At 68.2% G+C, this 13,315-nt stretch carries 13 protein-coding genes; 4 read left to right on the top strand and 9 right to left on the bottom strand.

The window, feature by feature from the left end:
* Positions 1 to 73 precede the first annotated feature (73 nt).
* Entirely contained in the window at positions 74 to 763 is a 690-nt protein-coding gene (locus tag V4U86_RS25125; protein ID WP_395308563.1) for a DUF4878 domain-containing protein, read from the bottom strand.
* Positions 764 to 844: 81 nt separating this feature from the next.
* On the opposite strand from V4U86_RS25125, the gene V4U86_RS25120 reads away from it, so the two are divergent.
* Positions 845 to 1,261, top strand: a complete 417-nt coding sequence (locus V4U86_RS25120; RefSeq protein WP_395308562.1) for a DUF3151 domain-containing protein — start codon at positions 845 to 847, stop codon at positions 1,259 to 1,261.
* Here the strand turns inward: V4U86_RS25120 and V4U86_RS25115 are convergent.
* The 3 genes from V4U86_RS25115 to V4U86_RS25105 form a co-directional block, all read right to left on the bottom strand.
* A complete protein-coding gene (locus V4U86_RS25115) occupies positions 1,258 to 2,166 on the bottom strand; it encodes a cation diffusion facilitator family transporter (protein ID WP_395308561.1) in 909 nt (302 codons plus the stop codon). The genes V4U86_RS25120 and V4U86_RS25115 overlap by 4 nt on opposite strands.
* Positions 2,167 to 2,206: 40 nt before the next feature.
* Positions 2,207 to 2,986: a site-2 protease family protein gene (locus tag V4U86_RS25110; RefSeq protein ID WP_395308560.1), complete on the bottom strand. Its 780-nt coding sequence runs from the start codon at positions 2,984 to 2,986 to the stop codon at positions 2,207 to 2,209.
* Between the two features lie 115 nt (positions 2,987 to 3,101).
* Positions 3,102 to 3,656, bottom strand: coding sequence for a peptidase M50 (locus V4U86_RS25105; RefSeq protein WP_395312206.1), 555 nt, complete (start codon positions 3,654 to 3,656; stop codon positions 3,102 to 3,104).
* Positions 3,657 to 3,848: 192 nt separating this feature from the next.
* Between V4U86_RS25105 and V4U86_RS25100 the strand changes: the two genes are divergently transcribed.
* Genes V4U86_RS25100 through V4U86_RS25090 form a run of 3 tightly spaced genes read left to right on the top strand, consistent with a single transcriptional unit; the run spans position 3,849 to position 6,447 of the window.
* Positions 3,849 to 5,138, top strand: a complete 1,290-nt coding sequence (locus V4U86_RS25100; protein WP_395308559.1) for an adenylosuccinate synthase — start codon at positions 3,849 to 3,851, stop codon at positions 5,136 to 5,138.
* Positions 5,135 to 5,779, top strand: a complete 645-nt coding sequence (locus V4U86_RS25095; protein WP_395308558.1) for a PaaI family thioesterase — start codon at positions 5,135 to 5,137, stop codon at positions 5,777 to 5,779. The genes V4U86_RS25100 and V4U86_RS25095 overlap by 4 nt, the downstream gene beginning before the upstream one ends.
* A 2-nt stretch (positions 5,780 to 5,781) precedes the next feature.
* A complete protein-coding gene (locus tag V4U86_RS25090) occupies positions 5,782 to 6,447 on the top strand; it encodes a hypothetical protein (RefSeq protein ID WP_395308557.1) in 666 nt (221 codons plus the stop codon).
* Here V4U86_RS25090 and V4U86_RS25085 read toward each other — a convergent pair.
* The 5 genes from V4U86_RS25085 to V4U86_RS25065 form a co-directional block, all read right to left on the bottom strand.
* On the bottom strand, positions 6,444 to 8,189 hold the full coding sequence (locus V4U86_RS25085) for an HNH endonuclease signature motif containing protein (protein ID WP_395308556.1): 1,746 nt from the start codon (positions 8,187 to 8,189) through the stop codon (positions 6,444 to 6,446). The genes V4U86_RS25090 and V4U86_RS25085 overlap by 4 nt on opposite strands.
* Positions 8,190 to 8,277: 88 nt before the next feature.
* On the bottom strand, positions 8,278 to 9,846 hold the full coding sequence (locus tag V4U86_RS25080) for a phospholipase D family protein (RefSeq protein ID WP_395308555.1): 1,569 nt from the start codon (positions 9,844 to 9,846) through the stop codon (positions 8,278 to 8,280).
* Positions 9,847 to 9,850: 4 nt separating this feature from the next.
* Positions 9,851 to 10,039: a ferredoxin gene (locus V4U86_RS25075; protein ID WP_395308554.1), complete on the bottom strand. Its 189-nt coding sequence runs from the start codon at positions 10,037 to 10,039 to the stop codon at positions 9,851 to 9,853.
* Between the two features lie 2 nt (positions 10,040 to 10,041).
* Positions 10,042 to 11,277 (bottom strand): cytochrome P450, encoded by a 1,236-nt coding sequence (locus tag V4U86_RS25070; protein WP_395308553.1) that lies wholly within the window; start codon positions 11,275 to 11,277, stop codon positions 10,042 to 10,044.
* Between the two features lie 9 nt (positions 11,278 to 11,286).
* Positions 11,287 to 13,263: an MMPL family transporter gene (locus V4U86_RS25065; protein WP_395308552.1), complete on the bottom strand. Its 1,977-nt coding sequence runs from the start codon at positions 13,261 to 13,263 to the stop codon at positions 11,287 to 11,289.
* Between the last annotated feature and the right edge of the window lie 52 nt (positions 13,264 to 13,315).

Below are 13,315 nucleotides of genomic sequence, written 5' to 3'. Positions count from 1 at the left end.
TATCAGTTCCCCACCTTTTGCTTTGGGAAGTACTGAGTGCGATTTGCCGGGCGACCGAACTTTGAGTCCGGGATCAGCCGTCCTGGCAGATCTTCCACTGATCGTCGCGGAACTGCAGATCGAAGCTGCGGGTCGAGCGGGTCTGCGGAGCGTTGGCCATGAACGTCGTGACGTTGGCCTCGGCGTGACCGTCGACCACGACGACCTCGTCGATGCTGGCCACCACCGGGTACTGCTTGGCTGCCGCCACCCGTTCGTGCGTGTCGGCCCACGAGTCGTCGTCGTAGTTGACGTAGGACTCCCGGGTCGCCCCGCAGGTGATGTCCCGCAGTGCGGTCAGATCACCCTTCTGGATGGCGGCGTCGAAGCTCTCGATGGTCGAGCGGACCTGGTCCTCCTGCGAGGCCGCGTTCGCGTTGCCGCGGGTCAGCAGCACCGTGCCCAGCACGGCCAGGGCGACCAGCGCCGCGATGACCAGCACCACCGCGATGACCCAGCCCCAGCTGCGCTGCGTGCGGGGCGGCTTGGGCGCATCGTCGCGTGCCGGAATCACCTGCGGCCCAGCAACTTTGGTGGTGTCGATCATCTCGGTGGGCTCGCTGGCGGAAAAGATCTCGGTGGGGGGTTCGGGCACCGAATGGATGATCTGGGTGGATCCGTCGAAACCCGACGGTGCGGTGAACCGCCGTTCGGCGGAATCGTCGGTCTCCGGTGCATCCGGGGTGGGCTCCTGCGGCTTGCCGGGCTCTGTTGGGTTCGACATTCCTACTGCAGTCCTCCCTCGCGAACGCTTCTGCACAAGCCTAATCACTGGCGGCATACGCCCGCACGGCACAATAGGCCTATGACGCGAATGGGTGACCTGCTGGGGCCAGATCCGGTGCTGCTACCGGGGGATACCGAGGCGGAAGGCGAGTTGGCAGCCGGTGAGAAACCGGCCATCGTCGCCGCCGCGCACCCGAGCGCGTCGGTGGCTTGGGCGGTGCTCGCCGAGCAGGCGCTGGCCGAGGACCAGCCGGTGGCCGCCTACGCGTACGCCCGGACCGGGTATCACCGCGGGCTCGACCAGTTGCGCCGCAACGGTTGGAAGGGCTTCGGCCCGGTGCCCTATTCGCATGAGCCGAATCGCGGGTTCCTGCGCTGTGTGGCCGCGCTGGCGCGCGCCGCCCAGGAGATCGGTGAAACCCCGGAATACGCCCGCTGCCTCGATCTGCTCGACGACTGCGACCCGGCCGCACGTACCGCGCTCGGGGTGAACTAACAGTTCTTCACGCCGCACTCGCCGACCCCGCCGGGCGGTTCGACCTGCACGGTGGCGTGTTCGAGCCCGCGTGCGGCCAACACCGCCCGGGCGTCGACGAGCACCCGCGCGGTATCGGCGTCGCTGGTCAGATGCGCGGTCGCCATGTCCTTGCCGGGCACCAGCGTCCACACGTGCAGGTCGTGCACCTCGGTGACGCCGGGGACGGCCTGCAGGGCCGAGCGCAGTTCAGCGACGTCGATGTGGGCGGGGGAGGACTCGCTGAGGATGCGCAGCGCCGCCCGCGCGAGGGCGAAGGCGCGGGGTAGCACCCACAGGGCGACCAGGACGGCGACGACGACGTCGGCGTACGGCCAGCCGGTGGTGACGGTGACGATGCCGGCGATCAGCACGCCGATGCTGCCGACGGTGTCGGCGACCACCTCCATGTAGGCGCCCTTGACGGCCAGGCTGTGTTCGGAGTCCGACCGCAGCAGCAGCACCACGACGGCGTTGGCCGCCAGTCCGGCCAGGGCGACCACGATCAGCGGTACGCCGGGTACTTCGGGTGCATGCCCAAACCGTTCGAAGGCCTCGTACAGGATGAATCCGGCGACACCGAGCAACAGGGCCGCGTTGGCGACGGCGGTGAACACCTCGGCGCGGTGCCAACCGTAGGTCCGGGCCGCGGAGGTGGACCCACGCCGGGCCAGCAGCACCGCGGTCAGGCCCATGAACATCGCGACCAGGTCGGTGAGCATGTGGCCCGCATCGGCGAGCAGCGCGATGGAGTTGATCATCAGCGCGGTGACGAGTTCCAGCACGAAGAACGCGCCCAGGATCGCCGCGCCGAGGATCATCCGGCCGACGCGGGTGTCGCCCCCACCGTGACTATGGCCGTGGCTGTGATCGTGTCCGGCACCCATGCAGGCGAATATATGCGTAGTTCCGCATATGTTGCAAGGCTCAGAGCCAGGCGGACCAGAACCTGGTCAGTCCGCCGCCGATGGACACCAGCGGGCTGGGCACACCCGCCAGGTCGACGAACCAGAACACCGCGCCGAAGAACAGCTGGCTGAGCTGCGGCACGATCAGCACGATCAGCAGGATCAAGAAACCCCAGCCCTTGACCGGTTCCAGCGCGCGCTGGGTCTCCGGCTTGAGGTGGGGTTCGAGCGCACCGTATCCGTCCAGGCCGGGAACCGGCAGCAGGTTCAGCAACACGGCGGTGACCTGAAGGAATCCCAGGAACGCCAGCCCGGACCAGAACACCCCGTGCGCCCGGTCGTAGAACAGGCTCACCGCCGCCAGCAGCAGCACGGCCAGCACCGCATTAGCCAGCGGACCCGCCAGACTGACCTGGGTGCGCTGCCGCGGCGTCATCCACGAGGTCCGCACATAGACCGCACCGCCGGGCAGGCCGATACCGCCCAGGGCGATGAACAGCAGCGGCAAACCCAGCGACAGCATCGGGTGGGTGTACTTCAGCGGGTTCAGGGTGAGGTAGCCGCGTACCGCGATGTCGTGGTCGCCGAACTTCCACGCGGTGTAGGCGTGCCCGAACTCGTGCAGGCACAACGACACCAGCCAGCCCGCGACCACCAGCACGAACACCGCCGCATAGGACAGCGGCCCGATCTCGTCGCCGCAGAACCACGCCAGCGCCCCACCGGCGAGGGTGAGGGCGACGATCCCCAGGAAGACCGGGCTGGGGCGTACCGACTGGCGCAGCGGACGGATGTTCACGTGTCGACGCTACCGGCTCGCTGCGCTCGTCACCGGACGGTGCTGGATGCGCCGGCCTCCTCGCTGCGCTCGTCACCGGACGGTGCTGGATGCGCCGGCCTCCTCGCTGCGCTCGTCACCGGACGGCCAGCCAGCCTTTTGTGTGCCGGTAGAACGTCGACCGGCGCAGTGCCCGGGTACTCAGGTCGCCGTCGCGCACCACGAGTGCCCCGGGGGTCCCGAGCTGCGCGGCCCGGCCGGTCACCCAGCGCCGGGGCCGCATGCGCGACGACAGCACCGATGCCCGCAGGCCCGGCTGGGTGCCGATCGGTTCGATGCGCACGGCCGTCACCTCGCCGTCGAACAACACCTCGTCGTCGACGACGGCCTCACCGTGCAGCGGGGCCGGCGGGGTGCCCTTCTCCAGGCCGGTTTGGCCGACCCACAGCCCCGCGCCCGCCAGTGCCCGCCCGGAATCGTCGCGAATCAGCGGAACCCGGGTCGCCGGCCGGGAGCGCGCGGCGCGTGCGGCTCGCCGGCCCGTCGGCAGCCCGTAAGCGCGGGTCGCGGCGGTACGCCGGCGGGGGACGTAGGCCACCTCGACGGCCAGCCGATCGGACTTCATCAGCTTGGTCAGCACCGCCGCGAGGTCCGCGTCGGTACCGATTACGACGACTCGCCGGGCCTGCAGCGCAGAGTCGAAATCGTCCCCTTCACCGACCGTAAGCGCAGGTGACGAGCGCAAAGTGCGGGGGATACGGCGTCCGCGGAAGCACAACACGATCAGATCGGGTTCGCCGTGTGTGGTGGTCAAGGCCTCTCCTATGACTGCGCTCGGATAGGGTGGGTCACCGGCTGCATCACTTTAAGCGGGAGAAATGCCATGCCGGCAATCGTGCTCATCGGCGCTCAGTGGGGCGACGAGGGCAAAGGAAAGGCCACCGACCTACTCGGTGGACGTGTCCAATGGGTCGTTCGCTACCAGGGCGGCAACAACGCGGGTCACACCGTGGTGCTGCCGACCGGTGAGAACTTCGCCCTGCACCTCATCCCCTCGGGCATCCTCACCCCGGGCGTCACCAACGTCATCGGCAACGGTGTCGTGGTCGACCCGGGCGTGCTGCTGTCCGAGCTGTCGGGGCTGGAGGACCGAGACGTGGATACTTCGCGCCTGTTGATCTCCGCCGACGCCCACCTGCTCATGCCGTACCACGTCGCCATCGACAAGGTGACCGAGCGCTACATGGGCAGCAAGAAGATCGGCACCACCGGCCGCGGGATCGGTCCCTGCTACCAGGACAAGATCGCCCGGATCGGTATCCGGGTCGCCGACGTCCTCGACGAGGAGCAGCTGGCCGCCAAGATCGAGGCCGCCCTGGAGTTCAAGAACCAGGTGCTGGTGAAGATCTACAACCGCAAGGCGCTCGACCCCGCCGAGGTGCTCGACAGCCTGCTCACGCAGGCCGAAGGGTTCAAGCACCGCATCGCCGACGCCCGCCTGCTGCTCAACCAGGCGCTGGAGAAGGGCGAGACGGTGCTGCTGGAGGGCTCGCAGGGCACGCTGCTCGATGTCGACCACGGCACCTATCCGTTCGTGACGTCGTCCAACCCGACCGCAGGTGGGGCGGCCGTGGGCTCGGGCATCGGACCGACCCGGATCACCACCGTGCTGGGCATCCTCAAGGCCTACACCACGCGTGTGGGTTCGGGGCCGTTCCCGACGGAGCTGTTCGACGAGCACGGTGCGTATCTGGCCAAGACCGGTGGCGAGGTCGGCGTGACCACCGGCCGGGCGCGGCGTTGCGGCTGGTTCGACGCGGTCATCGCCCGTTACGCCACCCGGGTCAACGGCATCACCGACTACTTCCTGACCAAGCTCGACGTGCTGTCCTCGCTGGAGACGGTGCCGGTGTGCGTCGGGTACACGGTGAACGGCAAGCGCACCGACGAGATGCCGATGACGCAGGCCGACATCCACCGCGCCGAGCCGATCTATGAAGAGCTGCCGGGTTGGTGGGAGGACATCTCCGGAGCCCGTGAGTTCGACGATCTGCCGAAGAATGCGCGCGACTACGTGCTGCGCTTGGAAGAGCTTGCCGGAGCTCAAGTTTCGTGCATCGGCGTGGGCCCGGGTCGTGATCAGACCATCGTGCGCCGGGACACCCTGGCGTGACCGACTACGGCCTTGATCCGCGGCGGGTAGATCCCGAGTACGACCGCCATGGTGGTTTCCCGGTCTTCGAGGCGGCCGATCCGGGCCCGGGCTTCGAGCGCTTTCTGACCGCGACGCGGCGGCTGCAGGATCTGGCGGTCTCGGTGAACCCGGACACCGCGACCTGGGAACAGGCCGCCGACGACGTCGAGAAGCTGGTCGCCCTGCTGGAACCACACCAGGCCGCCGAAGGGGTCGGGCCGGCCAACCGGGTGCCGGACCTGCCCGGTGCGGGCAGCCTGCTGATGCCGCCGTGGCACGTCACCAAGTTCGAGCCCGAGGGCATCGAACTGTCGGTGCAATTCAGCCGGTATCACGTCGGCGGTAACAGGGCCGTGCACGGCGGGGTGCTGCCGCTGTTGTTCGACTCGATGTTCGGCATGGTGATCCACGCGACCGGACGGCCCATCAGCCGCACGGCGTTCCTGCACGTGGACTACCGCGCCATCACACCGATCGACACTCCGCTGATTGCTACCGGATGGCTGCGAGAAGCCGAGGACCGCAAGGCTTTTGTGAATGCGGAGTTGCGCGACGCGGACGGCAAGCTGCTTGCCGAGGCCAACGGCCTGATGATCAGATTGCTCCCAGGGCAGCCCTAGTCGTGGCGCCCGATCGGCAGCTTCGCAGGCTCACCACACCCCGTGCGGCCGCGGTGGCCGGTGTGCTGTTCGCATTGCTCCTCGGGACCGCACTGGTCCTGATTCGGCTTGCGCTGCCCGAGGGCGCCGAGCCGGGGTCCCAGTGGTTGACGCCCGGCGATACGCATCTGGGGGTGGCTGCACGGATCATGCCGTTCGCGGGCATCGCGTTCCTGTGGTTCATGGGGGTGGTCCGCGACGGGTTCGGCCGCTTCGAGGACAAGTTCTTCTCCACCGTGTTCATCGGCAGTGGGCTGCTGTTCCTGGCCATGATGTTCGTGGCCGCCGGGGTCGGTGCCGGGCTGGAACGTGGCGGCGCCGCTACCCATCCCGATGTGGCGGCGTTCGGGCAGATGGTTCTGCTCACCGTCACGAAGACGTACGCGGTGCGGATGGCCGCGGTGTTCATGATCTCGCTGGCCACCATCTGGTTGAGGACCGGGTTGATGCCGCGCTGGCTGGTGATCGGGACTTACGTTGCCGCCGTAGCACTTCTGATTTCCAGTGACCTCAGTATGTGGTTGACGCTGGCGTTCCCGATATGGGTATTGGTGGTCAGCATCGTGCTACTCATGCGGGCCGGAGTGATCGACCTGCACCACGATTCACAGACGGGGGAACCGCGCTAGAACGGTGGCGGGTCCGGGTCGCTGTTTGAATGGACCCCGCCGCCCAGGATGTCGTGATCGGTGATGCCGCTGTTGTTCAATCGCCGACGGCGCGTGGTGTCGTCGTTTCCTGCTGCCGCGAGGGCGAGTTCGGTTGCGTTGCGGGTGCGTTCGGCGTTGATGCGGTATTCGCGGTCTTGGGCGCGGGTGCGGGCCCGGGTGGGCATCATGGCGTCCCGGTGCTCATCGTGGAGCAGGCTGATGTGTCGTGGTGGTGGGACGTCGGTGTGGATGTTCCAGTGCGGGAACAGGATCGCCGCGCCCGCGGTGGTGACGTAGGTGTGCCCGGTGGGTGCGCGCCATTCGGTGCTGCCATCGAGTCGGGCGGTGGCGGTCCAGCCGTTCGGGCCGGTGCGGAATGTTTTGAGTAGGTGATGTTCGCGGCAGAGCGGCCGTAGGTTGCCGGGGTGGGTGGGCCCGGCCGGCCACGGGGTGAGGTGATCGATGTCGCAGCGGTGCGCGGGTTTCGAGCAGCCGGGGAAGCTGCAGGTTTGCGATTGCATCCGCACGAATGCGGCCAGTGCGGTGGAGGGCCGGTATTGGCGTTCGGTGGGCAGGTTCGCAACCTCGGCCAGGGTGCGGACTTTGGCACCGCCGGCGATGAGTTCGGCGAGCATGGCGGCCGGGATGATGGCGCCGTCGAGAGTGATGCCGGCGCCCGCGCCGGTGTGGGTGGCCGCGGGCCGGGACTCGGGCGCGTCCGGTTCGGGTGTCCGGGCGGCGGGCTGATCCGGTGTGTCCGGTTCGGGGGTCGGCACCGGCGTGGTCTCAGGCTCGGGCTCGGTGGGTGCGGGGCTCAAATCAGGTCGGGGGCCGCCAGTTCCTTGCGGTGCCGGGGTGGGTTGCGGGCCCGGCCCCGTCTCAGGCGCGGGCCGTGCCTGAGCCCCGGGCACCTGGTCGGTGAGCGCGTAGATGACGACCGCCGTGGATCGCGGATCCTTACCGCTTCCTTCGCAGTCGGGGTCCCCGCACTGACATGCCAACCGCTGCAGCGAGGGGCCGATGATGCCGAGGGCACCCATGGCAGCGGCGAGGCGTTCGCGCAGTGGCCGCGGATCATTCGGGCACACGGTGGCGGCCAGATCGTGCAGGCGCTGTTTGACCGCTTCCTTGTCGGTGGCCCGTAGCCGCCCCCAGAACGAGCACACCCCGTTCGGGTCATTGCGGTCGTCGAATTCGACGTAGAGATCTTTGGCGGCGGTCTTGGAGCGGATCACCGCGAGGGGATCGAATTTCTGGACCCACAGATCGATTGCCCGGGTCAGTTTTGTTTCTGACAGGGTGCCGTAGCGGGCGGCCTCGCAGGCGATCGCGGCGTCGATCAACGCCAGGGCTTCCTCGTGGACGACCAGTCGGGTGCGCCAGGCGATCTCGGCGATCACCTTCGCCGATACCGCCCCGGTCGCGAAGATTGCCGCGGTGCGGGGTAGCCGCTCCCGCAGCGCCCTGCCGATATGCATCTGGGTGGAGGCGGCGTGCTCGCCCAGATTGCACGCCGCACTCACCTGGGCTTTGGCGTAGGCCCAGCCATCGATCACCGCATGGGCGCTGCCGTCGTCCTCGTCCTCACACTGGCGGGCGGTGACCTCGGCGATCAACGCGAGTCGGTCTGCGGCCGCGATCGCCTCGGCCCGGGTCGCCGCCGTCACCGCGCAGATGAGCGCCTCATCACTCATCCCCGCCAGTCCCACCCGATCGAACATACTTTCGAGTGTACTCAGCTCCCCGACAAGTGGCAGCGAAGTTCTAGGGCCTGTGGATAACTCGAACGCGAGGTCCGGACCCGTTGCCTCAGAACTCCTTTCGCACCCGCATCCGCAGGGGGCGCCCATCCGGATCGTGCAGGTAGCGGTACCACGGGGCGGCGAACAGCTGACGGGGAATGCTCAGCTTCGGTTCGGGCAATCGCCGCAGCCGGCCCGGCGGCCGTGCACCGGCCCGGCCAGACCGGTGCCACGCATCCAGTGCATCCGCGGAATCGCTGTAACGGCGGAACATCTCGAGGGGATCCACACACGCAGTGGCCGCATCGGAATGCGGCTCCACGTCCAGATGTTCGGCGGCCAGCGTCAACCGCAGCCGCCGCGGCAGACCGTCCTCGTCGCCGGCCTCGTCGATGATGGCCGCGGTGAGTTCCGAATCATTGGTCCAGGACCGCCGGCAGAAGTTATCGGAGCCGATCGAGGCCCAGTGATCGTCCAGCACACAGACCTTCGCGTGCACGTAAACCGGTGTGCCGGCATGGTTTTCCAGGCCGAAGAAGGCCACCCGCTCGGGAGCTGTCAGAATCACCTGCATCACCCCCCGGATCCGCCCCAGGATCTGCGGATCGCGCGCGAACCAGCCGTCCTCGTCCGGGAACTGGGGCAGCACCGCGATCACGTGCAGCTCGGGATTGCGCTCCAGCGCGTCGACGAGCACCGAGCTCATCTCGGCGCCCCACAGGAACTGGTCCTCCAGGTAGATCAGCCGTCGTGCTTTGGCGATTGCCCGGGTGTATCCACGCGCGACGGAGCGTTCCCCATTGCGGGCGAAATCGTATTTCCACCCGGGCCCGAGCCGCGGATAGGTGCGCAGCAGCTGCACGGCATGCGTGCCGCCGGACACCGCCGGAGGGGGCGGCGCCTGCGGGGGCAATGGACGCCGTTCGTCATCGAGCTCGGATGTCGCATCGCGCAGCCTCCGGACCGGGTTGCGGGTGGTCGGGCAGGAGTCGTTCCACCGTTCCCGGAACACCGTCTCCACATCGTGGACCGCGGGCCCCTGGATGGCCACCTGGACGTCGTGCCAGGGCGGCCGGGGACCGTACTCGGCGGCGATCTCATCGGCCTGCGGGTCACCGGCGTGGGTGGCGTTGTCACGCCGGCCGTGGCAGAGGTCGATCCCGCCGAGGTAGGCGATGTCGCGGCTCGGGTGGGCGCCGTAGCGGATCACCACGAACTTCTGGTGGTGCGCACCGTTGCGGCGGACCCGCATGTCCAACAGCACGTCGCCGCCCAGCTTCTGCAGAGCCTCACCGAGATCACGGTGTTCGTCCGCGGAGTAGCCCAGCAGCGGGGAATGCGACCGCCACACCAGGGCGCGTACGTCGGCCCCGCGGTCGATCGCCGCGCCCAGCACGCTCAGCAACTTGCTGTCCGGACTGTCGTCGAGCCGTTGGTCGGCGTTGCTCTGCCAGTCGGTGAACCAGACGAGATCCCCGTCGCCCGCGGCGTTGATGCACTTGCGCAACTCGGCGAAGTAGACGGAGCCGTGGATCAACGGCCGGGCCGCGTTGCCCCGTGTGTAACCGATGCCATTGGCGTGGTCGATGACGGTGTCCGGGTTGCCTCGCTCGGCTGCCGGCAGGAACCACTGCATCCAGCTATTTAAGCCGCAACGCCGAAGCCGGACACAACTTCACGGCTTCGCGTGCATGCTCCTCTTCACCCTCGGGGACATCTTCGGTGAGTACCACCACCACACCGTCGTCGTCCTGATCGAACACCGCACCGGCCACCATCACGCAGTTGCCCGCAGTGATGCAGCTGTCGTAGTCGGCTTCAACTTTCATCGTCACCACCTCACTGATAGCGACCGTAGCCCGTAGATGAAGTGGAAATCGCGGAACTCGACATCCTCGAACGGCTCGGCGAGCGCCAGGGTGGGGAAGCGGCGCAGCAGCGCGGGGAAGGCGATCCGCATCTCCATCCGGGCCAGCGGTGCCCCGAGGCAGTGATGGACGCCGTGGCCGAACGCCAGATGTCCGGGTGCGCCGCGGCGCAGATCCAACTCCTCGGGCCGGTCGATGAACGACGGATCGCGGTTGCCCGCCGGCAGCGATGCGAACACCAGCGAGCCGGCCGGGATGCGCACGCCGGCCACCTCGACATCGGCGGTGACGAACCTCGGGATGGCGTGATGGACCACCGACAGATAACGCAGCAGTTCCTCCATCGCCGGTCCGATGGTGTCCGGGTCATCGCGCACCAGCGCCGCCTGCTCGGGCCGGCGCAACAGGGCCAGGGTGCCCAGTCCCAGCATGTTCGACGTCGTCTCGTGGCCGGCGAGCAGCAACAATCCGGCGATGCCGACGAGTTCGTCATCGCTGAGTTCGTCGCCGTGCTCACGGATCAGCATGCCGAGGATGTCCTCGCCCGGTTCCCGCCGGGCCCGGGACACCAGGCTGTGCATGTAGTCCCGGCTCTGCCGCTGCAGTTCCATCCGTTCGGCGATCGGAAGCGAGAGATCGAGCTGACGGGCCGAACGGTCCTGGAAGTCCGCCCGGTCGGCATACGGCACGCCCAGCAATTCGCAGATCACCAACGACGGTACCGGCAGGGCGAATTGGGATACCAGATCGACGGGCGACCCGGCGGCGGCCATCGCGTCCAGATGCTGCTCGACGATCTCGACGATCCTCGGCTCCAGGCGCTTCATCCGCCGGATGGTGAACTCCGGGGTCAGCAGCCGGCGTAGTCGCTGGTGCTCGGGCGGATCCTGGCCGAGCCGGTTGCCGGCCCGTGCGGCGGCCAGCTCGTCATCCGACATCTGTGGTGCGCCCGGCAACCGGAAACCCGGTGGGCGCGCGTTGCCGAAGTGCTCGTGGTCGGCCAGCACCGCCTTGACGTCCTCGTGCCGGGTCACCAGATACACCGTGTTGCCGATCGCGCTGACGACCGAGGCCACACCATCGCGCTCCCGGATCTCCCCGAGTTCAGGGACCGGATCGAAGCCGTTGCGCCGCATATGAATCGGCGGCAGCGGCGGAGTCATGCGCGGTCCGCCTTCGGCTTCTCGCTGCTGGGTCATCCCCCCACGCTACGCGTCGGCGCGCAGCCCCGGCCACCAGATGCGCGGCCCGATCAGGGTGAACAGCGCCGGGATGATCACCGTCCGCACCACGAAGGTGTCCAGCAGGATACCCAGGCCGACGATGATGCCGAGCTGCGTCAGCACGATCAACGGGAGCACGCCGAGCACGCAGAACACCGCGGCCAGCACGATGCCGGCACTGGTGATCACCGCACCGGTCGCCGAGACGGCACGCACGATGCCTTGTCGGGTACCGAATTCCGGTGTCTCCTCACGTGCCCGCGTCACCAGGAAGATGGTGTAGTCCACACCGAGGGCGACCAGGAACAGGAACGCGAACAGCGGGGTGCTGTTGTCCAGCGCCGGGAACCCGAACAGGTGCACGCTGGCCCAGCCGCCGATGCCCAGGGCCGCCACGGAACTGAGCACGGTGACGGCGACCAGGATCAGCGGCGCCAGCACGGACCGCAGCAGCACGAACAGCACCGCCAGAACCACCGCCAGGATGGCAGGAATGACCACCATCCGGTCCCGCTGCGCAGCCGTCGCGGAATCGCGTGCCTTGGCGTCCGATCCGCCCACCAGCGCGTCGGCGTTCACCGACTGCACCGAATCACGCAGCGCGTCAACGGTGTCGAAGGCTTCATCGGAGGCCGGTGCGGCCTCCAGAACGACCGACCACTGGGTCAGCCCGGTGCTGGACTCGCCGGCCGGCCGGGCCGAGACCACGCCCGGGGTATCGGAGATGGCACGGCCGAGCGCGTCGGCGTCGGTGCTGGGTGCGATCACCACGGCGGGATCGGTGAGGCCGCTCGGGAAGTGTTGGGACAGCGTGTCATAACCGGTCACGGATTCGGCTTGCACGCGGAACTGTTCGGTCTGGGACAGTCCGACCGGTGTGGAGAGCAGACCGAAGCACAACGCAACCAGCACAGACAGGGCCCCGGTCGCCACCCATGCGGGGCGCTTGGCGACCCAGGCGGCGACCCGGTGCCAGATGCCGCTGTCGGTCAAGGCCTGATCGCCGACCTGCGGGATGAACGGCCAGAAAAGCTTCTTGCCGAACAGGCCGAGGAACGGCGGCAGGACCAGCAGTACGAAGATCGCCGCGACCACCAGACCGGAGGCGGCCTGCACGCCGAGGCTGCGGTTGCTCGGGGCGGTGGCGAAGGTCAGGGTGAGCAGGGCCAGGACGACGGTGGCGTTACTGGCCAGGATGGCCGGGCCGGCGGCGCGGGTGGCCACGCGCAGCGCCTCCCGGTGGTCGGCCCGGGCGCCCAACTCCTCGCGGTAGCGCGAGATGAGCAGCAGCGCATAGTTGGTGCCCGCGCCGAACACCAGCACGCTGGTGATGCCGCCGGTGGATCCGTCGGGGTTCAGGCCGAGGCCCGAGGCGACGGCGGTGCCCACCACCGATCCGACCCGGTCGGCGAAGGCGATCACCAGCAGCGGGACCAGCCACAACACCGGGGAGCGGTAGGTGACGATGAGCAGCAGCGCCACCACCGTCGCGGTGACGGCGAGCAGTGTGAAGTTGGCTCCGGCAAAGGAGTTGGCAATGTCCGCCCCGAAAGCCGGTCCGCCGGTCACCTCGGCGCGCAGGCCGTCGGGCAGCCTGTCGGCGGTCTCGGCGCGCAGATCCTGGATCGCCTGGTCGAGGTCGAACCCGGACAGGTCGGCCGGCAGGGGGCTGACCGACAGCGCGGCCAGGCCGTCCTCGGAAACCTGTGCCCCCGGGCCTGCCGCGGCCACGTCCGCGGGGCTGAGCGGGGCGTCGTCCTCCCGGGTGAACACGATGATGGCCGGCGCCATATCGCCGCCCGGGAACTCCGCGCGCAATGCGTCGACTTGCGCGGATTCGGCGGCGGAGGGCACCGACACCGGGGATTGAGAAGCGGCGTCGGACCCACTGAGGGCGCCCATCAACCCGCCGGACACCACGATCACCAACAACGCCAGAACCCAGGAGATGCGACCGGACATCACGCCAATATTTCAGAATCTTAATAATTAAGCAACTGAAAGTTTCGTTATA

It is taken from the genome of Mycobacterium sp. AMU20-3851 (genome assembly GCF_043974665.1).
Classification (GTDB): Bacteria; Actinomycetota; Actinomycetes; order Mycobacteriales; family Mycobacteriaceae; genus Mycobacterium.
Note: the sequence above shows the minus strand (reverse complement) of the source record. Positions and strands in the feature narration are given on the sequence as shown.